At 70.3% G+C, this 19030-nt stretch carries 21 protein-coding genes; 13 read left to right on the plus strand and 8 right to left on the minus strand.

Translation table 11 applies throughout. From position 1 onward, the window contains the following. The first annotated feature begins 46 nt into the window (after nt 1-46). The gene (locus ACFJGU_RS14855; RefSeq protein ID WP_382304266.1) at nt 47-1243 is read left to right on the plus strand and encodes an AI-2E family transporter; all 1197 of its coding nucleotides are present in this window, start codon (nt 47-49) and stop codon (nt 1241-1243) included. On the opposite strand, the gene ACFJGU_RS14860 is transcribed toward ACFJGU_RS14855, so the two are convergent. The 4 genes from ACFJGU_RS14860 to ACFJGU_RS14875 form a co-directional block, all read right to left on the minus strand. Continuing rightward, nucleotides 1240-1611 carry a hypothetical protein gene (locus ACFJGU_RS14860; protein ID WP_382304267.1) on the minus strand — a complete coding sequence of 124 codons (372 nt, stop codon included), beginning with the start codon at nt 1609-1611 and terminating at the stop codon, nt 1240-1242. The two genes, ACFJGU_RS14855 and ACFJGU_RS14860, sit on opposite strands and share 4 nt — an antisense overlap. Nucleotides 1612-1630: 19 nt before the next feature. After that, nucleotides 1631-3145, minus strand: a complete 1515-nt coding sequence (locus ACFJGU_RS14865) for a cytochrome bc complex cytochrome b subunit (protein ID WP_382304268.1) — start codon at nt 3143-3145, stop codon at nt 1631-1633. Nucleotides 3146-3209: 64 nt separating this feature from the next. Continuing rightward, a complete protein-coding gene (locus ACFJGU_RS14870) occupies nt 3210-4187 on the minus strand; it encodes a helix-turn-helix domain-containing protein (protein ID WP_382304269.1) in 978 nt (325 codons plus the stop codon). A gap of 65 nt (nt 4188-4252) precedes the next feature. After that, nucleotides 4253-5257, minus strand: a complete 1005-nt coding sequence (locus tag ACFJGU_RS14875; protein ID WP_382304270.1) for an alpha/beta hydrolase — start codon at nt 5255-5257, stop codon at nt 4253-4255. Nucleotides 5258-5421: 164 nt separating this feature from the next. Between ACFJGU_RS14875 and ACFJGU_RS14880 the strand changes: the two genes are divergently transcribed. The 8 genes from ACFJGU_RS14880 (at nt 5422) to ACFJGU_RS14915 (ending at nt 13514) form a co-directional block, all read left to right on the plus strand. Beyond that, nucleotides 5422-6378: a DUF6282 family protein gene (locus ACFJGU_RS14880; RefSeq protein ID WP_382304271.1), complete on the plus strand. Its 957-nt coding sequence runs from the start codon at nt 5422-5424 to the stop codon at nt 6376-6378. Further along, nucleotides 6375-6950: a carboxymuconolactone decarboxylase family protein gene (locus ACFJGU_RS14885; RefSeq protein ID WP_382304272.1), complete on the plus strand. Its 576-nt coding sequence runs from the start codon at nt 6375-6377 to the stop codon at nt 6948-6950. Before ACFJGU_RS14880 ends, ACFJGU_RS14885 begins: the two co-directional genes overlap by 4 nt. Before the next feature lie 76 nt (nt 6951-7026). After that, nucleotides 7027-8406, plus strand: a complete 1380-nt coding sequence (locus ACFJGU_RS14890; RefSeq protein ID WP_382304273.1) for an MFS transporter — start codon at nt 7027-7029, stop codon at nt 8404-8406. After that, nucleotides 8403-9404, plus strand: a complete 1002-nt coding sequence (locus ACFJGU_RS14895) for a cyclase family protein (RefSeq protein WP_382304274.1) — start codon at nt 8403-8405, stop codon at nt 9402-9404. The genes ACFJGU_RS14890 and ACFJGU_RS14895 overlap by 4 nt, the downstream gene beginning before the upstream one ends. Nucleotides 9405-9429: 25 nt before the next feature. Beyond that, on the plus strand, nt 9430-10314 hold the full coding sequence (locus ACFJGU_RS14900) for a DUF6282 family protein (protein ID WP_382304275.1): 885 nt from the start codon (nt 9430-9432) through the stop codon (nt 10312-10314). Then, a complete protein-coding gene (locus ACFJGU_RS14905) occupies nt 10311-11096 on the plus strand; it encodes an HpcH/HpaI aldolase/citrate lyase family protein (RefSeq protein WP_382304276.1) in 786 nt (261 codons plus the stop codon). The genes ACFJGU_RS14900 and ACFJGU_RS14905 overlap by 4 nt, the downstream gene beginning before the upstream one ends. Nucleotides 11097-11115: 19 nt before the next feature. Next, nucleotides 11116-12027 carry a hypothetical protein gene (locus ACFJGU_RS14910; protein ID WP_382304277.1) on the plus strand — a complete coding sequence of 304 codons (912 nt, stop codon included), beginning with the start codon at nt 11116-11118 and terminating at the stop codon, nt 12025-12027. Next, complete coding sequence (locus ACFJGU_RS14915) at nt 12024-13514, plus strand: flavin-containing monooxygenase (protein WP_382304278.1); 1491 nt, start codon at nt 12024-12026, stop codon at nt 13512-13514. The genes ACFJGU_RS14910 and ACFJGU_RS14915 overlap by 4 nt, the downstream gene beginning before the upstream one ends. 67 nt (nt 13515-13581) lie before the next feature. Here the strand turns inward: ACFJGU_RS14915 and ACFJGU_RS14920 are convergent, their stop codons facing one another. From ACFJGU_RS14920 to ACFJGU_RS14935, 4 genes are all read right to left on the minus strand, one after another. Beyond that, a complete protein-coding gene (locus ACFJGU_RS14920) occupies nt 13582-13794 on the minus strand; it encodes a three-helix bundle dimerization domain-containing protein (RefSeq protein ID WP_382304279.1) in 213 nt (70 codons plus the stop codon). Nucleotides 13795-13844: 50 nt separating this feature from the next. Further along, nucleotides 13845-14093 carry a hypothetical protein gene (locus tag ACFJGU_RS14925; protein WP_382304280.1) on the minus strand — a complete coding sequence of 83 codons (249 nt, stop codon included), beginning with the start codon at nt 14091-14093 and terminating at the stop codon, nt 13845-13847. Beyond that, nucleotides 14090-14419: an ATP-dependent DNA ligase gene (locus tag ACFJGU_RS14930; protein WP_382304281.1), complete on the minus strand. Its 330-nt coding sequence runs from the start codon at nt 14417-14419 to the stop codon at nt 14090-14092. The genes ACFJGU_RS14925 and ACFJGU_RS14930 overlap by 4 nt, the downstream gene beginning before the upstream one ends. A gap of 64 nt (nt 14420-14483) precedes the next feature. Next, a complete protein-coding gene (locus ACFJGU_RS14935) occupies nt 14484-14819 on the minus strand; it encodes a hypothetical protein (RefSeq protein ID WP_382304282.1) in 336 nt (111 codons plus the stop codon). Nucleotides 14820-15091: 272 nt separating this feature from the next. Here ACFJGU_RS14935 and ACFJGU_RS14940 point away from each other — a divergent pair, with 272 nt between their 5' ends. The 4 genes from ACFJGU_RS14940 to ACFJGU_RS14955 are packed head-to-tail and all read left to right on the plus strand — an operon-like array spanning nt 15092 to nt 18808. Then, nucleotides 15092-16093 (plus strand): SDR family oxidoreductase, encoded by a 1002-nt coding sequence (locus ACFJGU_RS14940; protein ID WP_382304283.1) that lies wholly within the window; start codon nt 15092-15094, stop codon nt 16091-16093. After that, the gene (locus ACFJGU_RS14945; RefSeq protein ID WP_382304284.1) at nt 16093-17550 is read left to right on the plus strand and encodes a phytoene desaturase family protein; all 1458 of its coding nucleotides are present in this window, start codon (nt 16093-16095) and stop codon (nt 17548-17550) included. The genes ACFJGU_RS14940 and ACFJGU_RS14945 overlap by 1 nt, the downstream gene beginning before the upstream one ends. A 27-nt stretch (nt 17551-17577) precedes the next feature. Further along, entirely contained in the window at nt 17578-18036 is a 459-nt protein-coding gene (locus ACFJGU_RS14950; protein ID WP_382304285.1) for an SRPBCC domain-containing protein, read from the plus strand. Between the two features lie 46 nt (nt 18037-18082). Beyond that, a complete protein-coding gene (locus tag ACFJGU_RS14955; protein ID WP_382304286.1) occupies nt 18083-18808 on the plus strand; it encodes an alpha/beta fold hydrolase in 726 nt (241 codons plus the stop codon). Nucleotides 18809-19030 lie beyond the last annotated feature (222 nt).

Here is a 19030-nt window from a genome sequence, read left to right on the forward strand (position 1 = left end):
CGGGCCGGAGCTACCCGGTCCGGGGCGGCGGTGGGATGGTGGTGAGATGACCTCCGAGGAATCCCTGCCCGACTCCGCACCCCCCGTCGGCCCGCTCGACCCCGCTCCGCACGCCGCCGAGGCCGACGCGCCCGCCGTGGCGGCCGAGCCGCCCCGGCCCACGTTGCAGGCGCTGCTCACCGACCGGCTGGGCGAGGTCGGCATCCGCAGTGCGCAGATCCTGCTGGGGCTCACGCTCGCCGCCGTGATCGTCTTCGGGTTGGTGCAGCTGAAGCTCGTGGTGATCCCGGTGCTCATCGCGCTCATCCTCGCCGCGGCGCTGTCGCCCGTGATCAAGTGGATGCGTCGGCGCGGCCTCTCCGCGATCCTGGCCACCTGGATCACCCTGATCGGCGGCATCGTCGTGTTCGGCGGCATCGTGACGCTCATCGTGATGGCGGTGCGCGGCCAGTGGGAGGAGCTGTCGGATTCGGCGGCCGACGGGATCGATCGCATCGGCGACTTCCTGCAGTCGGGAGCGCTGCCGATCGACTCCTCGCAGCTCGACGACGCACGCGACGCCGTCACCGGCTTCCTCACCAGCAGCCAATTCGGCACGGGAGCGCTCGCCGGCGTCTCGGCAGCCGCTGAGGTCATCACGGGCGCCCTGCTCGCGGTGGTCGTGCTGTTCTTCTTCCTCAAGGACGGCGACCGCATCTGGGCGTTCTTCCTGCGCCCCTTCTCCGGCCGCCGCCTCGAGCGGGGTCACCGGATCGGCGCCACCGCGGTGCGGACGCTCGGCGGCTACGTGCGCGGCACCGCGATCATCGCCTTCGTCGACGCGGCCGGTATCGGCATCGGCCTGGCCATCCTGCAGGTGCCTCTCGCCCTGCCGCTCGCCGTGATCGTGTTCATCGGCGCCTTCATCCCGATCGTCGGCGCGACGGTCGCTGGAATCCTCGCCGCACTCGTCGCGCTGGTCGCCAACGGGCCCGTGGTGGCTCTCATCGTCGTCGCGATCGTGGTGGCCGTGAACCAGCTCGAAGGCAACTTCCTGCAGCCGGTGGTGCAGGCGCGGTCGCTGAAACTGCACCCGCTCGTCATCCTGGTGGCCCTGACCGCGGGCACGATCCTCGGCGGCATCGTCGGCGCCGTGCTCTCCGTGCCGATCGCCGCCGTGGCGTGGGCGATCGTGAAGGCCTGGAACCCGCCGACCCAGCCCGCGCCGCCCTTCGCCCAGCCGAAGGAGAGCGAACCCGCCTAGGCCGAACGCCCGCCCGCAGCGGCGCTGACGATCCGCGCCAACGCGATGCCGGCGGCCGCCACCAGGGGCACGGCGACCACCATCAGGGCGATCGGGTTCGGACGGAAGCGCAGCCCGTCCGGGCCGGCAACATAGGCGCCCACCGGCAGGGCGTAGCCGCCGCCCCCTCCGCCGCGTCCTTCACCCGTGCCCGCCGGCGTGGGTCCGCCCTCGGGCGACTCGCCGGAGCCCTCTCCGGCCCCGAATCCGAAGATCACGAGCGCGGCGGGCACGAGTTCCTGCCCACCCACCGTCGTCTTCTCGCCGTACGCCATCGTGGCGCCCCAGGAGGGCACCGATTCCGCCAGTTTCTCGATGAGATTCGTCATGCACCGACGCTACGCGGATTCAGCGGGGCCCTCCAGTGAGCGCGGGGGCTTCTTCACCGGCGCTCGACGGAGCGGCCGTGACACCGGCGAGGAGGCGAGCGCGCTCGGCGCGATCGACCGCCTGGTGCACTTCGACGTACTCGCCGCCCGGCAGCCGCACGATCCGGCCCGTCTCGAAACCGTGCTCGAGGATGTCGAGATCACGTCGCTGCAGCCCGATGGCGGCGCGCCGTGTGATCCAGAACGCCACCGGCGGCCCGACCAGGAGGGTGATCTGGAGGGACAGGATGACCCCCTCGAACGTGACCTGGAGCTGCGTGGCGATCACGTCGGCACTGCCGGCGGCCCAGAGCGTGCCGAAGAACACGACGGCGGCCACGCCGAGGCCGGTGCGCGTGGGTCGGCTGCGTGGGCGGTCGAGGAGGTTGTGGTCGCGGTGGTCGCGCGTCATCCCTTCCTCCAGGAACGGGTAGAGCGCCACCACCGCGAGGAAGACCGAGACGACGGCGAGCGGGATGAGCACCGCCAGGGTCCAGGTGTGGCCCAGCCACTCGAACTCCCAGCCCGGGGGGACCAGGCGCAGCGCCCCGTCGAGGAAGCCGGTGTACCAATCGGGCTGACTGCCGGCCGAGGCGTCGCCGGGGGAGGAGGGCCCGTAGGCCCAGATCGGGTTGATGGTGACGGTGGCCGCGATGACCAGGATGACGCCGCAGACCAGGGCTCCGAGGCCCACCGCGCGCACGGCCGCGTTCGGCAGCGGCACGCCGACCACGTTCTCCTCGGTGCGCCCGGGGCCGCGGAACTGAGCGGGCTTCTGCACCCACGCGGCGAAGGCGCGCAGGCCGATGAACACGATCAGCGCGGCGGGCACCACGGCGACGTGCACCGGGTAGAGGTGCTCGATGATCTCGCCCGGGAACTCGCCGCCGAACAGCAGGCCGGAAGCCCAGGTGCCGATCACGGGGATGCCGAGCACGATCCCCTCGACGATGCGCAGCCCGGTGCCCGAGAGCATGTCGTCGGGGAGTGCGTAGCCGCTCCAGCCGCCGACGAGGCTGACGATGAGGATGAGGAACAGGAGCACCCACTGTCCGCGCCGGGGCCGCCGGAATCCGCCCGTGAAGAAGGTGGCGAGCAGCTGCAGGATGAGCGCCGCCGGTAGCACGAGGGCCGCCCAGTGGTGCGCCTGCCGCAGCAGCAGGCCGCCCTGGACCTCGAGCGAGAGGTGGAGCGTCGAGGCGTACGCCTTCGAGGTCTCGGTTCCGGCGAGAGGCGGGTACGGCGTCGTGCTCGTGACGGTCTCGCTCGACGGCACGTAGAAGAACATCAGGAGGAGACCCGTCACCAGGATGACGACCAGACTGGCGATCGCGACCACCCCGAACAGGCTCGACCAGTGGTTCGGCACCATCCGGCGCCTCAGCCCGGCCCGCACGTCGCCCATGCGACGGCCGAACACGGTGCTCTCGGTCAGGGCGACGGCGATCCGGTCGCTGAGCGATCGGCCGCCTCTCGCGTCCCTCGCTCTGCTCATCTCTCCGCCTTCCGTCACCCCTTAAGACAGATGCGGGCGGAGTTTTGTGACGTGCGGCGGTGGTTCAGCGTGTCGTGAGGCGGTGGAGCATCTTCGCGACCTCGTAGCGCGCCCGTCCCACCGGGGAGCGCGGGTCGTAGCCGAGGTCGCGGGTGATGGCCTCGTGGCGGGTCTGCAGCGTCGAGTGATGCAGGTGCAGCACGGTCGCGGCGGCGCGGACGCTCTCGGCGTGGGCCAGGGCGTCGAGCATCGTGAGGGTCGGTGCGTCGAGTGTGGCGAGCATCCGCACGTCGGGGTGGTCGACCCCATCGGCCTCGGCCGCGAGCACCGCGTCCAGCAGCACGCCGAACTGATCCGCGTCGACAACCGGCGCGGCTTCGTCGGTGAGGCGGAAGGCGAGCAGCGCCGTGCGCCACGAGGAGGCGAGGTCGAGACTCCCGCCGATCCGGCCCAGCCCGCCACGGGGGACCACGGCGTCGTGCCGAACGATCGAGGCCCGCACCACGCCGAAGGCGGTGGCGACGAGAGCGGTCGGGCCGGGGATCACGACGTCGGGCGCGGTCGCGACGGCGCGCACCCGCGCATCCTCGACCCGCAACCGGGTGGCGGCGGCGGCCCGTTCCGCCGTCGGGCGCGTAGCGTCGAGGACCGTCGCCATCGAGTCGTCGGGCGCGATCAGCCGCCGGGCGCGGATCAGCGCCACCGCGAGGGCGAGGCGCTCCAGGATCATGGCGTCGTTGGCATGGGCGTCGCCGTCGCGTTCCAGCCAGACCCGCGCCGACTCGTCGGCCGCGATCGTCGGCCAGGATGCGGAGGCGTCGCCGTCGACGATGTCGTTCAGTCGGCGTCCGCTCGCCTCGACCCGCACGACACCGCTCGGAGCGGAGAGCCCGGCGACCGTGCCGGAGAGCGCCGCCGCGCCGCGCACGAGCGTCTCGAGGTTCACCTCGCCCGCCACCAGGGCGTCGAAGTAGGAGATGACCTTGAGGCTCTGGCTCACCGAGGGATCGAGTGCGGTGACCCGTCCCATCAACTCCTGCATGCTCGGCTCCCTTGCGCGTGCTCCTCACTCATCCTGCCACGCCGCGATCGGGGCCGTCGCGCGGTTCATTCGGCCAGGAGCCGGTGCACCCATCGGTCGCGCATGTCCACCATCTCCTGCGAGAGAGCGGCCTGCGGCGCGTAGCCCTCGAAGGCGTGGAACCCGCCGGGCCAGACATGCAGCTCGGCCTGGCCGCCCGAGGCCCAGATGGTGCTGGCGTAGGCGACGTCCTCGTCGCGGAACACCTCGGCGCTCCCGCAGTCGATGAACGCCGGCGGCAGCCCGGAGAGATCGGTGGCCCGCGACGGCGCGGCGTAGATGGAGACCTCGGCGGTGCCGCGGCGGTCGCCGAGCAGGGCCGTCCATCCGGTGCGGTTGCTGCCGCGGTCCCAGACCCCGATGCCGTCGATCTGCGCTGCGGAGACCGTGCAGTCGCGGTCGTCGAGCATCGGATACATCAGGAGCTGGCCGATGAGCGCGGGGCCGCCCCGGTCGCGCACCAGCAGCGTGACCCCGGCCGCGAGCCCGCCGCCGGCGCTCGCGCCGGTGATCAGGATGCGGTGCGGGTCGACACCCAGTGCGGCCGCGTTCTCGCGCAGCCAGAGCAAGCCGGCGTAACAGTCCTCGACGGGATAGGGATCGGGGAACTCGGGGGCGAGACGGTATTCGATCGAGACGGCGACGGCGTCGTAGCGGTGCAGCCAGTCGAAGAGCGCGGCCACGCCCGACCAGCGGTCGCCCACGATCATCCCGCCGCCGTGCAGGTGGTAGATGACGGGTCCGCCGGGACGTCGGCCCTCCGCCTCGAGCACGGTGACCGTGACATCCGCTCCCTCGTGGCCGGGGATCGTGACGTCGCGGCTCAGGATGCCGGCGTCGGCGGCCATCTGCGGCGTCACCCGGAGTCGCGGGTTCTCCCGCATCGGCCCGATCATCGACGGGGTGACCGTGGGCGGCACCCCGTCGGCGAGGGCGATGAGTGCCGCTTCCAGCTCGGGGTCGAAGGGCGGTGCCGTGCGCGACGGTGCGGGCGGCTCGGTGTCGACGTTCGTCGTGATGCTCTGTTCCATCTGCTCTCTCGTGCCCTCGTCCATGGGGTCGACACCATCATCGCGCGGCCATCCGCCCCGACCCACCGCCACTTGGCGCGCGAACGCCGGTCAGACTCCGCCACCTGGCGTGATGTGTGCTTGTCGGACTGTCGTACGATTGCCACGCCAATGACGATGACGCAATGGAGAACGCAGTGGATGAAGCCGCACCGAGCCCCTCTTTCGAGGAGGCGCTGCCCCCGGAATTCGGAAGGTTCCTCGCCGGAGCGTTCGACCTCCACGTGCACGGGCAACCCGACCTCGCGGAGAGCGCGCAGAACCGCGGCTCCGACATCGGCGTCGCGCGGCTCGCACGGTCCTACGGTATACGGGGGTGGGTGCTGAAGTCGCACCTCTGGCCCACGATGGACCGGGCACGGGCGGCTCAGGATGCGCTCGGCGATGACTTCCGGGTGATCGGCAGCATCACCCTCAATCCGCAGGTCGGCGGCGTGGAGCCGACGATCGTCGAGTGGGCCGCCGACCACGGCGCCGGCGTCGTCTTCTTCCCCACCTGGGGGGCCCGGGCGGATGTCGACCGCTGGGGGTACATCTCCACCCTGCTCGAGAAGCAGACTCCCGGCTTCCGTTCCTACGCCGAGTCGCACGCCATCACGGTGGCGGTCGACGGAGAGCTCACCTCCGCCGCCGAAGACGCCGTGCGGGCCGCTGTCTCGCGCGAGATGCTCGTCGCCACCGGACATCTCGGGCTCGAGGAGAGCCTCGCGGTGGCGCGACTCTGCCACCAGCTCGGCCGACCGGCGATGATCACGCATCCGCTGCACTTCACCGACGATGCCCGCGAACTGCAGCCGTTCATCGACCTCGGCGGCCTGCTCGAATTCTCCAGCGCTCCGCTGATCAACCCGACCTCGCACCACTCGGTGCGCGATTTCGCCGAGGCCATCCGCGTGGTGGGGCCGGAGAACGTGGTGCTGAGCTCCGATGTCTTCTCCCGCTGGGTGCCTCCGGAGCCGGAGAGCCTGCGCACCCTCACCGAGCAGCTCCATTTCCTCGGCTTCAGCGCCGAGGAGCTCCGCACCATGCTCGTCGTGAACCCGCATCGGCTGCTGCGCCTTCCCGTTCCGGAGCTGGCATGAATGCCCGGCTCGGCGTGCTCGGCGAGGCGCACACGGCGGAGGAGGCCGAGCAGCAGCGCGAGCTGGTTCGCCGTTTCACCACGGGCCGGCGGGTGGCCGCCGGCACCGACTTCTCCCTCCTCGACGACGACGGCCGGTTGACGGGCCCGCCCGCCACCTGGCAGCTCAGCCCCGGGCTCGGGCTGGCTCTCGAACCGCTCGCCGAGGTCATCCGCTATTCGCTCTCACTGCCACGTCGGGTGCACGAGATCGTCATCCTCGCCACAGCACGGGTGGAGGACAACGACTTCGAGCGCTGGGCGCACATCCGCGCCGGGCGGGCCGCCGGGCTGAGCGACAGCGAGATCGACGAGCTGCTCGGAGGCTCGCCGCGTTTCACCGACCCGGCCGAGTCCGCCGCGTACGACCTCGCCCGGCTTCTGCTGAGCGGGCAGCCGCTCGGCGACATCGAGTTCGACGACGCGGTGAGCGCGCTCGGGCGCACCGCCGTGTTCGAGATCGTGACCCTCGTCGGCTACTACCGCATGATGGCGCTCCAGTTGCGCGCCTTCGACGTGCGACCTCCGTCCTGACCCGCACCGGCAGGCATCCGTTCCACCGTTTTTCCGCCGGAGACCAAAGACGGTCTCCGTAACAGAAAGGATCAGCATGAGCACCGCAGCCACGGTCGACAACTCGACCACCGATCCCACCGTCCGCCGCCGGCGCGCCATCCGCGGCGCGTTCTGGGGCTTCCTCGTCGACTCCTTCGACATCTACCTCCCGTCGATCGCCCTGCTCCCGGCCATGGTCTACTTCACGCAGGGCCTGGATGTCGGCCAGACCGCCGTGGTGACCGGCTTCATCCTCGCGGTGACCCTGTTCGGGCGGCCGATCGGCGCCATCCTGTTCGGCCATCTCGCCGACCGGCTCGGCCGCAAGCGCGTCGGAGCGATCTCGATGTACGGCTTCGGCATCACGACGCTGCTCATCGCCTGCCTCCCGGGCGCCGAGCAGATCGGCGGCATCGCGGCCATCACCCTGCTCCTCGTGCTGCGCTTCATCGACGGGATCTTCCTGGGCGGCGAATACACGGCGGCCACGCCCATGGCGATCGAGTACGCCAAGACCAACCGGCGCGGGTTCATCGGCGGGTTCGTGCAGAGCGCATCGACCATCGGTTACCTCGCCATCGCCGTCTTCACCTTCCTCGCGCTGCAGATCTCGCCCGCCGGCGAGATCGGATCGCCCTACGTGCAGTGGGGATGGCGCATCCCGTTCGTCATCGGCGCCGTGTTCGCCTGGGTGGTGGCCCGCTACCTCCGTAAGGACGTCGAGGAGTCGGTGCTCTGGGTCGAGGCGGAGAAGGCCAAGAACCCGATCCGCGAGATGCTCAGCCGCAAGCACCTCAAGGCCTTCCTCCAGGTCTTCGTGCTGATGACCGGCGTGTTCTTTATGGTGAACATGGTCGGCTCGGTCGTGCCGCAGCTGCTGCTCGCCCGCGACGGGTTCACGCCCACCGACCTGACGTTGAGCATCATCTTCGCCAACATCGTGGTGCCCTTCGCCTACATGCTCTCCGGTCGGCTGAGCGACAGCTTCGGCCGCAAGCCGGTGCTGCTGTTCGCCGGGTTCCTCGTGCTGATCGTGATGTCGGGCCTGTTCGTGCTGCTGGGCAGCGGCGTGCAGATCCCCTTCTTCGGGCTCGTCGCGGTGGTCTTCTTCGTGCAGTGCGTGAACGGATTCACGATCGGCACCCTGCCGTCGTACATCAACGAGCGCTTCCCGACGCGTATCCGCTCCTCCGGGTGGGGCATCGGCTACTCGCTCGCGGTCATCATCCCCGGGTTCTTCGCGGCGTACCAGGCGGGACTGTCGAACTTCATCCCGCTGAGCCTCACGCCCGTGGTGCTCACGGTGGTGGCCGGCATCCTGATCATCGTCAGCGTGGCCGTCTCGCCCGAGACCCGCGGCATCGACCTGGCCCGTGACGACATCGCGGTGACGCCGAAGCCCGCGACGGCCCTCGCCACGGAGGCGCCCGCGTGACCCGAGTTCCACTGCCCAGCTACCGTGACCTGCTCGAACGCACCGACGGCCCTCCCGGCTCGTCGTGGGGTGTGTTCGGCGAGGGCGACCAGCTCGGCGCCCTGAACTTCATCGGCGCCGAGCAGACCGCGGCGGCCGCAGCCCTCGTGCGCGACGGCCGGGTGTTCGATCTGGACTACCCGATCAACACCTTCGTGCCGAGCATCGCGGGCACGCGGCCGCCGACCGAGCACCACGTGTTCGCCAACAACCCCAACCACCGCGACGACTGGCTGGATGCCTTCTACCTGCAGTCGACCTCGCAGATCGACGGTTTGCGGCACATGCGCCATCCGGAGCACGGCTTCTATGGCGGCGTGGCCGACGAACGGATAGCCGAGGGCACGCCGGACCTCGGCATCCAACTGGTGGCCGAGCACGGAGTGGTGACCCGGGGAGTACTGCTCGACCTGCCGCGTTACTTCGCGGCCACCGGGCGCACCCTCGACGTCACCACCAACCAGCGCGTCACCGTGGCCGATCTGCGGGGAGCGGCGGAGTTCCACGGCGTGGAGCTCCGGCAGGGTGACGTCATCCTGATGCAGACCGGATGGGCCGCCGACTACCTCGCGCTCACGCCCGAGCAGCAGGAGCACCGCCGCCGCAACTGGGGATCGCCGGGCATCGAGCAGAGCACCGCGATGCTCGAATTCCTGTGGGACACCGGCATCGCGATGCTGGCCTCCGACAACGCCGGAGTGGAGTCGTTCCCGGTCGACCCGCACTCGGAGTTCGTCGACCCGACCGAATCCCTTCCCGAGCGCGGGCCGAGCCACAACGGCATGCTGCACCGCCCGCTGATCGCCCTGCTCGGCCTCTACCTCGGTGAACTCTGGCGACTGGATGCCCTGGCCGACGACTGCGCGGCCGACGGACGCTACGAGTTCCTGCTCACCGCGAAACCGCTCGCGGTCACGGGCGGGGTCGGCTCGCCGCCGAACGCCATGGCGATCAAGTGACCCACCACCGAAAGGACCTGCGACGATGACCATCATCGACGACCTGCTCGACGGAGCCGTCGACCTGCACTGCCACTCCGGGCCCTCGCCGATGCCGCGGCGGATCACGCACGCGGAGGCGGCCGCCCAGGCGGCCGACGCCGGGTTCCGCGCGATCGTGGTGAAGTGTCATTACCACGACACGGTGACCGATGTGCTCTCGATGCAGCCGTTGCTGGAGGGCCTGCCCATCCAGGTCTTCGGCGGCATCGCCCTCAACAGCGTCAACGGCGGGCTCAACCCCTGGGCCGTCGATCGATCGCTGAAGATGGGCGGCCGGATGGTGTGGTTCCCCACGATCTCGTCGCGCATCCACCTCGAGCACTCCGCGCACCACGCCGAGACCCAGGCGCACTTCCAGCCGCTCGGCATGATGCAGAGCGCCGAGGTGTCGGTGTTCGACGCCGACGGGGCCGTGCGTCCCGAGGTGCGGCAGATCGTGGAGCAGGCCAAGGACGAGGGTGCGCTGGTCTCGACCGGTCACCTCGACGGAGAGTCGGCGCTCGCCGTGGTGCGCACGGCCGCCGAGGTCGGCCACGACCGCCTGCTGGTGAGCCACCCGAACTACGTCACCGACATCGACGTGGCCCGGCTCGAGGAGATGGTCGCGCTCGGCGCCATGGTCGAGCACGAGGTGGCCATGTACCACCGCGACCACATCTTCCCCGCCGAGGTGCTGGTGGACTTCATCCGCCGATTCGGCGCCGAGAACACCGTCCTGGGCTCCGACCTCGGCCAGGTCGGCAATCCGTTGCCGGTCGAGGGCTACCGGGGACTGTTGCCGCGGTTGCTGGAGCTGGGCGTCGGCGAGGACGAGATCGCCCTGATGATCCGCACCAACCCGGCCCGACTGATCGGACTCGACGCATGAGCCTCCTCGACCTGCCCACCCCCGGTTTCGCCCGCACGCTGCGCGAGGCGGAACGCACCTTGGTGGGCACCTGGGTGAAGATCCCGTCGGTCGAGACCGTGGAGATCCTGGCCATCGCCGGCTTCGACTTCGTGGTGATCGACCTGGAGCACGCCCCGCTCGACCTGCAGAGCGCCTACACGGCGACCGTGGTGGCGCAGGCGCACGGGATGAGCGTGCTCACCCGCGTCTCGGACCGCTCCGGGTCGCAGTTGCAACGGCTCCTCGACGCGGGGGTCGACGGCATCCTGGTACCCCGCCTCACGACGGCCGACGAAGCGGCGGCCGCTGCGGCCGGGATGACGTTCTCCCCGGAAGGTGAGCGCGGCAACGGCAGCACCTCTCGGGCCGGGCGGTGGGGAGCCATCGGCCTCGATCGCTATCTCGCGCGAGGAGCGGACGTGCTACGCGCGGTCCAACTCGAAGACCGCGGAGCCCTCGCGGCCATCGACGAGATCCTCGCGGTGCCGCACCTGAACGGCGTCTTCCTCGGCATGGGCGACCTGCAGCTCTCCAGCGGGCTTCCCGCGGCAGACCCCGCCCTGCAATCGCTCGTCGACGGGCTGCTCGACGCGGCCCGCCAGCGGTCGATCCCGGTCGGCACCGCCGTGCAATCCGCCGAGCAGGTCGCGGCGGCGGCCGACCGCGGGTTCGCCTTCGTCATGGCCGGCAACGACACGGGCCTCCTCCGCACCGCCGCCACCGACCTCGTCACCGACATCCACCGGCGCCTCGGCGCCTGAGAACCTGGAGTAACGCGCAATGCCCTACGGATCCGAAGACCCCCGATCGAAGCTCGCGACCGCAGCTGCACCCGCCGCCGCGCCGCCGGTCGTCGACTACTCCGGCATGGAGTACGCGGAGTTCGCCGAGCTGCCGCCCGCCCACACCGTCGACGGACGGCGCGACTGGTACGCGCGGGGCCAGAACCTCGTGCTCGGCTGGTCGGAGGCGAGCGGCGAGAGCGCTTACGAGCCGCGCGACGAAGCGGAGGAGTACGTCGTCATCACCGCGGATCCGGATGTCTCCCTCACCGTCGAGGCGGGCGGCGAGACCGTCGAGGTGCCGGGTGAACGACTCGTGGTGGTGCCGCCCGGGCCGAGCCGCGTGAGCGTGCACGGAACCGGACGGGTGGTGCGACTCATCCGTTCCTCCGCGGAGGACCTCGCCGCGCTCGCGGTGAACCAGGACTCCTACGCGGTGGCGCATCACAACATCCCGCCGTTCGAGGCCTGGCCCGCACCGCCCGAGGGCTACCGCATCCGGGTGTACGACCTCACCGTGCCCACGCTGCCCGGGTCGCCGTTCCGGCTGTTCCGCTGCACGACGATGATGGTCAACTGGATCGCGCCGCACGAGGGCCCTCGCGACCCGCAGCGCCTCTCGCCGCATCACCACGACGACTTCGAGCAGTACTCGCTGGCGATCGCGGGGGAGTACGTGCACCACATCCGGTGGCCGTGGACCACCGACCGCACGGTGTGGCGGGAGGACGAGCACCGCCGGGTGTCGACGCCGTCGCTCGCCGTCATCCCACCGCCCAGCCAGCACACCAGCGAGGCGGTGGCCGCGGGCACGAACCGGCTGGTCGACATCTTCTCGCCGCCGCGGTTCGACTTCTCGGCGATGGAGGGGTGGGTGCTGAACGCCGACGACTACCCGGTGCCCGCATGAGCCGCACGAGCCGGGCGAGCCGGGGCAGCCGGGCGAGCCGGGCGCTCCGCGTCGGGATCATCGGGGCCGGTTTCGGAGGGATGGCGCTCGCTGTCAAGCTGCAGGCCCGCACCGACGCCGACTTCACGCTGTTCGAGCAGTCGGAGGGCTTCGGGGGCACCTGGTTCGACAACCGCTACCCGGGGTGCGAGGTCGACATCCCGTCGCACGCCTACTCGTTCTCGTTCTCGAAGAAGGACTGGCCGCGCACGCACGCCACCCAACCCGAACTGCTCGCCTACGCCGAGGAGATCGTCGACCGCTTCGGTCTGCGGCCGCACATCCGCTTGAACACACGGGTGGAGAGCGTGACCTGGAACGAGGTCAGCGCGACCTACACGCTCGAGACCACGACGGGCGAGCGCCACGAGTTCGACTTCGTGGTGTCGGCGGTGGGGTTGCTCAACGTGCCGCGGATGCCGGACTGGCCGGGTCTCGACGAGTTCGAAGGGGTCATGTTCCACACCTCCCGCTGGGAGCCGCAGCACGACCTCACCGGCAAGCGCGTGGCCGTGGTGGGCACCGGGTCGACCGCGGCGCAGGTCGTGCCCGCGGTCGCGCCGCTCTCGGGCGAGCTGCGCGTCTTCCAGCGTGAGCCGGGATGGGTCGAGCCGAAGTCGGAGCGCGAGTACACGCCGCGCGAACGGTGGTTCTACCGCACCGTTCCGCTCGCCCAGCGCATCCATCGGGCCTACCTGTTCTCGGTGGCGAACCGGCGTTTCAAGGCCAACGACGTGCAGAGCGCCAAGCAGCGGGAGATGCGGGCGAAGTGCGAGGCGTTCATCAAGGACAGCGTCAACGACCCCGAGACCGCCGCAGCGCTGACGCCCGACTACCCGTGGGGCTGCAAGCGGCCGATCGTGGCGTCGACCTACTACCCGGCGTTCAACCGACCGAACGTGCAGCTCGTGCCGCACGAGGTCGCACGGGTGACGCGCGACGGGGTCGTGGACTCGACAGGCACCGCGCATCCGGTCGACGTGCTGATCCTGAGCACCGGGTTCAAGCCGCAGGTCTTCCTCGCGTCGCTGCGCGTGACAGGGGCCGGGGGGCGCGATCTGCGCGAGACGTGGAAGGAGCGGGCGAGCGCCTACCTCGGCATCACGGTTCCGGGCTTCCCGAACTTCTTCATCCTCTACGGGCCCAACACGAACGGCGGCACGTCGATCATCGCGCAACTCGAGCGGCAGGCCGAGGTCGTGGTGCGGGCCGTGCGCCGCATCGAGCGCAGCTCCCGCCGCACCGTCGACACGGATGCCGCGGCCGAGTCGCGGTGGGTGCGCTGGATCGATCGGCAGCTCGCCACGCACGCCTCGGCGATGAACGCCGGCTGCCACAACTACTACACGGTCGCGGGCGGGGCGAACGTGACCCAGTGGCCCCGCACGCACCTCGTCTACCTGCTCATCACGAAGCTCTTCGGCACGGTGGGGCTGCGTTTCCGCTGACCCGCGGGTGATGGGCGGGGGCGGGCTGCTCGCGGTCGTCGCTGGTCAGGCTCCGAGCAGGCAGCGGTCAGCGGTGCTTGTGCTTGCGTGCCGCGATCTCCGACTTCGCGCCGTGCTCCACCAGCACCGCGATGTAGTCGCGGAGCTTCGCGTTCTGGAACGCCGCGTAATTGCTCTCCACGATCTTCTCGAGATCCTTGCCGGGCACGTCGGGGTACTTCTTCTTCAGCCGCCGGATCACGTCGTCGATGGCTTCGCGTTCATTCTTCTTCTGAGCCATGACGCCAGAGTTCCCGTCCCAGGTTACGAGCACCTGGGAACGCGCGGGAGTCAGGCCGGGTCGGTCTCGCCGTCGATGTCAGGATCGAGGTCGGGATCCTCGATTCCCACCAGTGCGATGTCGACACCGGGTGTGATGAGCAGCTTCGTCTCCTGCGCCTGCCCCTCGCCGTAGTTCACGGTGAGCCAGGTGCGCCCGCCGACATCCAGGCCGCTCTCGATCTCCTCCTGCACGCTCTCCACCGTGCGGTAGCCGATGGAGTACGGCTGACCCCCGTAGAACACATTGACACGCTTCATTCCGGTACCCCCGGGATCGGTTCGGCTGCCTCGTCGGGTTCGGGCACCATCTGGAGGCCCTGCGGCGAGTTGGCGGTGAGCATCAGCTGATCGACCCAGACACGGTTGATGCTGGGCTGACGGCCCCCGTAGAACTTGAAGGCGATCGGGATCTCCGGGTGGATCCAGATGGTCGTGCGCCCGTCGCCGCTGGCCGGGTCGTCCTTCCAGCCGAAGAAGAACGCTTCGCTCCGGCGGAGCTTCGCGCCGATCACGAGCTGCAAGTGCGCCAGCGTGCGATCGTCGAAGTCGACCGTCAAGGTCGAGTCGTACGTCAGTTTTCCCATGCGTGCCCCGCCCTGTGTGTTGGGAGCAACCCTGCGCCAGATCCCCGATGATGGCAAGTCGGCATCAGAGATCGTCGATCAGGTCGAGGGTGGTGTCGGGCCCACCCGACCTGGAGACCGGCCGCGAGGGTCCGAGCTTCACGACCTCACGCTTGAGGAGATCGACGAGCGGGGGATCCGTCAGCTCGTCGTACGGGCTGGCCTCCGACTCGGAGACCAGCTGGCTCGCCGGCCCGATCAGGAAGTTGGCGCGCCCGATCGTGCCGTCGCCGCGCCGCACCGGGATGTCCACGGTCACCGAGCCCAGGTTCCTGGCGAGCGCGCCGGCGTAGTCGAAGAGCGCTCGGGCGATCTCGCTGCCGGTCAGCAGCGAGTCACCCGCGTAGTGGATGCGTTCCATCGTCAGTTCCCGCTGTCGGTCGTGCCTCGGGGGGACGGGTGGGCATCGGTCATCAAGACGTCTCGTTTCGTTTCGGCGGTGAGCGAATGATCCCACCTTGCTCCTGATCGCCGGATCGGAGCAGGGGCTGGCTTCTCCCCAGGTCGTGTGCAACGCGAGGCACACCGACTGGGCGCCGACTGCGAGCGGTGCGGAACGTTTCGGCGTAGCTTGACCACGATCGGGCAATCGCGCGCTACCCGCAGTGCGCAAGGCTCAGAATGAGGCGCGTCGTGAGCCAGGGAGTTGCAGTCGTCACCGGAGGAACAGCGGGCCTCGGCCGCGCCATCTCGCGCGCCCTCGCGGGGCGGGGGTGGGATGTCGCGGTGCTGGCTCGCGGCACCGACGGCCTCGACGCCGTGGTGGGCGAGATCCGCGACTACCACCGGCGTGGCCTCGGCATCTCGACCGACGTCTCGGATCGCGAGGCCGTCGAGCGTGCCGCCGACCAGGTGGAACGTGAACTCGGCCCCATCACCCTCTGGGTGAACGACGCGATGGTCGGGGCCTTCGCCGAATTCCTCGAGACCGATCCCGACGATTTCGAGCGGGCCACCGAGGTGAACTACTTCGGGTTCGTGAACGGCACCCGTGCCGCGCTCAGCCGCATGGTGCCACGGGGCGAAGGGCACGTCATCCAGATCGGCTCCGCGCTGGCGCACCGGGGCATCCCGCTGCAGGCGGCCTATTGCGGCGCCAAGCACGCCGTGCAGGGGTTCACCGAGTCGGTGACGACGGAGCTGATCCACCGCAAGAGCCCTGTGCGCATCTCCACGATCGACATGCCCGCGATGAACACGGTGCAGTTCAACTGGGTGAAGTCGGCGCTGCCCGATCACCCGAGGCCGATGGACGTGATCTTCGAACCCGAAGTGGCCGCGCGCGTCGTGGCCTACGTGGCCGAGCATCCGCGGCGCCGCACCTGGGTCGGTTTCCCGACCGCGAAGACCGTCCTCGGCAACCGGTTCGTGGCCTTCTTCCTCGACTGGTACCTCGCCAAGACGGGCTACGACGGCCAGCAGGCTCCGGACAAGACGGAGCCGATGCTCCCTACGAACCTCTACCGGCCGGTGCCTGGGGATCAGGGTGCGCGAGGCATCTTCAGCGACAGCGCGAAGTCGCGGTCGCTGCAGACCTGGTACCTCCGTCACCGCGTCCCGGTCGTGGCCGTGCTGGCCGGGAGCGCCGTGGCCCTGGGAGCGGGCCTGATCGGCGTGGCGCGGAAGCAGGCCTGATGGCGGGTGCGGCAGTCGACGTCGCCGTCGTCGGAGCAGGGCCCAACGGACTCGCGGCCGCGGTCACCATGGCGCGCGCCGGCCTCTCGGTGCGGGTGTACGAGGGGAACCCCACCATCGGCGGGGGAGCGCGCACCGCCGAGCTGACCCTTCCCGGCTTCCGGCACGACGTGTGCTCGGCCGTGCATCCGATGGCGCTGGCCTCGGGCTTCTTCCGACGGTTCGGGCTGGCCGAGCGGATACGGCTGGTGGTTCCGGAGGTGTCGTACGGGCATCCGCTCGACGGAGGGCGCGCGGGCATCGCCTACCGCGATCTCGACCGCACGGCGAGCGAACTGGGGATCGATGGGCCCGCCTGGCGGAGCCTCTTCGAGCCGCTCGCGCGGAAGGCCGACCAGGTCGCGCAGTTCGCCGGGTCGCCGCTCCTGCGCATCCCGGCGCATCCGGTCACCGCCGCCCGCTTCGGGCTTCGCTCGCTCGAGCAGGGGTCGCCGCTCTGGAACCTGCGCTTCCGCGGCGAGGAAGCGCCCGCCATGCTCACCGGGGTCGCCGCCCACAGCATCCGCCCGATGCCGAGTCCCTCGACCGCGGGCGCGGCGCTCTCCCTCGGGACCTACGCGCACGGCCGGGGCTGGCCGGTGCCGATCGGCGGGAGCCAGTCGATCGTCGACGCTCTGGCCGCGGATCTCCTCGCCCACGGCGGCGAGATCGAGACGGATGCCGCGATCACCGACCTCGACCAGGTGCGGCCCGCACGGGCGGTGCTGCTCGACGTCTCGGCGAGAGCGCTGGGCGACCTCGCCGGCGACCGGCTGCCGGCCTGGTACCGCGCGGCGCTCGCGCGCTTCCGGTACGGCAACGCGGCCTCGAAGGTGGACTTCGCTCTGAGCGGCCCGGTGCCCTGGGCCGACGAGCGCCTGCGCGAGGCCGGCACCGTGCACGTCGGCGGAACGCGCGCCGCGATCGCCGCCTCCGAACGGGCGGTGGCGCGGGGCCGGCACTCCGACGACCCGTACGTGCTGGTGGCCCAACCCTCGCTGGTCGACCCGACCCGCGCTCCTGGGGGATCGCACGTGCTCTGGGCCTACACGCACGTGCCCCGGGACTCCGACGTCGACCAGACCGAGACGATCACCCGCCAGATCGAGCGCTTCGCTCCCGGATTCCGCGACCTCGTGCTCGCGTCGAGTTCGCGGACCGCCGCCGACCTCGAGAACTACGATCCGAACTACATCGGCGGCGACATCGCCTCGGGCAGTGCGAGCCTGTGGCAGCTCGCGGCCCGGCCGACCCTGTCGTTGAACCCGTGGTCTACCCCGGCGTCCGGGGTCTACCTCTGCTCCTCCTCGACTCCGCCCGGCCCCGGCGTGCACGGGCTCGCCGGCTGGTACGCCGCGCGCCGGGCACTCGCCGCGGAGTTCGGCATCACCACGCCTCCCTCCCTGTCGCCCGCCTAGACCCCACCCGAAGAGATCGGACCCCTCATGTCGAAGAACACCCGCATCTTCCGCTGCTCGCCCGAGCAGGTGTTCGAGGTGCTCGCCGACGGCTGGCTCTTCCCCGTCTGGGTGGTCGGCGCCTCGCGCATGCGCGATGTCGACGAGGCGTGGCCCGCCGAGGGCAGCGCCTTGCACCACTCCTTCGGGGTCTGGCCGGCACTGATCGACGACTCCACCACCGTGCTCGAGTGGGACCCGCCGCGCACCATGGTGATCAAACCGGCCGGCTGGCCGATCGGTGAGGCGAAAGTCACCATCCGGGTCAAACGCCGCGGTGCCGGCTGCGTGGTGCGGATCGACGAGGAGGCGGTGGCCGGTCCGGGGTCTCTCATTCCGGGCCCACTGCTCGACGTGCCACTGCACATCCGCAACGTCGAGACGCTCCGACGCCTGGCCTACGTGGCCGAAGGGCGCGCGGTTCCCCTGGACACCCTGCGGGAGTAGTCTCTCAGCCACTTGCACCCTCAACCGCTCCAGGAAAAGGAAAGCTATGTCGAAACCCACCATCGTCTTGGTTCACGGAGCCTGGGCCGACGGCTCCAGTTGGAACGCCGTGACCTCGGAACTGCAGAGCCAGGGCTTCACGGTGCTGGTGCCGCCCAACCTCCTCCACGGTGTCGTCAACGACGCCGCAACGGTCGCGTCGTTCGTCGAGCAGCACACCGAGGGTCCCGTGATCGTCGGCGGCCACTCGTACGGCGGGTTCGTCATCACGAACGCGCAGTTCGGCGACGAGGTCAAAGCGCTCGTGTACGTGGACGCCTTCATCCCCGACGAAGGGGAGTTCGTGTTCCAGATCCTCGGCGGCTCCGGATCGGCGCTCGCCGTCGAAGACCCGACCACGGTGCTCGATCTCGGCAGCTACCCGGGCGCCCCTGAGGGCGACCTCGAGGCGTTCCTCAAGCCCGACACGGTGCACAACGCCTTCGCACAAGACCTGCCCGAGGCCGACCGCTGGCTGATCGCCGCCACTCAGCGGCCCATCTCCCTGAGTGCGAACACCACGCCGTCGGGGCCGCCGTCCTGGAAGGGTCGCCCGGTGTGGGCGGTCATCGGGACGGAGGATCGTGTCATCCCGCCGGCCACCCAGCGCTCGATGGCCGAGCGTGCGGGGGCGACCATCAGCGAGGTCTCGGCGTCGCACGTGTCGATGGTGTCGCATCCGGATGCCGCCATCGCGGCCATCCTCGCGGCCGTGGAGGCCGTGGGCGAGTAGCCGACCGATCGCGGGGGCCCGGCGGGGGATCGCCGGGCCCCTTTTTTGTGCGCCTCCGTGCGTGCGTAACAGAGGGCAACAGAGGACGACGGGAGCGCGGAGCTTCGTACAGTGTGACTTGTTGACAAGTCGCGTCGCCGGCATCCGAAACCCGCGTCCATTCCAGAGAGGCCACGACCCATGCCCCGTCCCTCCGTCGTGGCCGCAGAGTCGGCGGGGGTG

This window comes from Herbiconiux sp. UC225_62 (assembly GCF_042694625.1).
GTDB lineage: Bacteria > Actinomycetota > Actinomycetes > Actinomycetales > Microbacteriaceae > Herbiconiux.

Excerpts from the sequence above, each read along its gene's own strand:
- ACFJGU_RS14880 (WP_382304271.1), top strand. The coding sequence starts at position 5,422 with ATGGAGAACGCAGTGGATGAAGCCGCACCGAGCCCCTCTTTCGAGGAG.
- ACFJGU_RS14910 (WP_382304277.1), top strand. The coding sequence starts at position 11,116 with ATGCCCTACGGATCCGAAGACCCCCGATCGAAGCTCGCGACCGCAGCT.
- ACFJGU_RS14855 (WP_382304266.1), top strand. The coding sequence starts at position 47 with ATGACCTCCGAGGAATCCCTGCCCGACTCCGCACCCCCCGTCGGCCCG.
- ACFJGU_RS14955 (WP_382304286.1), top strand. The coding sequence starts at position 18,083 with ATGTCGAAACCCACCATCGTCTTGGTTCACGGAGCCTGGGCCGACGGC.
- ACFJGU_RS14935 (WP_382304282.1), bottom strand. The coding sequence starts at position 14,819 with ATGGAACGCATCCACTACGCGGGTGACTCGCTGCTGACCGGCAGCGAG.
- ACFJGU_RS14925 (WP_382304280.1), bottom strand. The coding sequence starts at position 14,093 with ATGAAGCGTGTCAATGTGTTCTACGGGGGTCAGCCGTACTCCATCGGC.
- ACFJGU_RS14905 (WP_382304276.1), top strand. The coding sequence starts at position 10,311 with ATGAGCCTCCTCGACCTGCCCACCCCCGGTTTCGCCCGCACGCTGCGC.
- ACFJGU_RS14865 (WP_382304268.1), bottom strand. The coding sequence starts at position 3,145 with ATGAGCAGAGCGAGGGACGCGAGAGGCGGCCGATCGCTCAGCGACCGG.
- ACFJGU_RS14890 (WP_382304273.1), top strand. The coding sequence starts at position 7,027 with ATGAGCACCGCAGCCACGGTCGACAACTCGACCACCGATCCCACCGTC.
- ACFJGU_RS14860 (WP_382304267.1), bottom strand. The coding sequence starts at position 1,611 with ATGACGAATCTCATCGAGAAACTGGCGGAATCGGTGCCCTCCTGGGGC.
- ACFJGU_RS14875 (WP_382304270.1), bottom strand. The coding sequence starts at position 5,257 with ATGGAACAGAGCATCACGACGAACGTCGACACCGAGCCGCCCGCACCG.
- ACFJGU_RS14900 (WP_382304275.1), top strand. The coding sequence starts at position 9,430 with ATGACCATCATCGACGACCTGCTCGACGGAGCCGTCGACCTGCACTGC.
- ACFJGU_RS14950 (WP_382304285.1), top strand. The coding sequence starts at position 17,578 with ATGTCGAAGAACACCCGCATCTTCCGCTGCTCGCCCGAGCAGGTGTTC.
- ACFJGU_RS14945 (WP_382304284.1), top strand. The coding sequence starts at position 16,093 with ATGGCGGGTGCGGCAGTCGACGTCGCCGTCGTCGGAGCAGGGCCCAAC.
- ACFJGU_RS14915 (WP_382304278.1), top strand. The coding sequence starts at position 12,024 with ATGAGCCGCACGAGCCGGGCGAGCCGGGGCAGCCGGGCGAGCCGGGCG.
- ACFJGU_RS14870 (WP_382304269.1), bottom strand. The coding sequence starts at position 4,187 with ATGCAGGAGTTGATGGGACGGGTCACCGCACTCGATCCCTCGGTGAGC.
- ACFJGU_RS14920 (WP_382304279.1), bottom strand. The coding sequence starts at position 13,794 with ATGGCTCAGAAGAAGAATGAACGCGAAGCCATCGACGACGTGATCCGG.
- ACFJGU_RS14930 (WP_382304281.1), bottom strand. The coding sequence starts at position 14,419 with ATGGGAAAACTGACGTACGACTCGACCTTGACGGTCGACTTCGACGAT.
- ACFJGU_RS14885 (WP_382304272.1), top strand. The coding sequence starts at position 6,375 with ATGAATGCCCGGCTCGGCGTGCTCGGCGAGGCGCACACGGCGGAGGAG.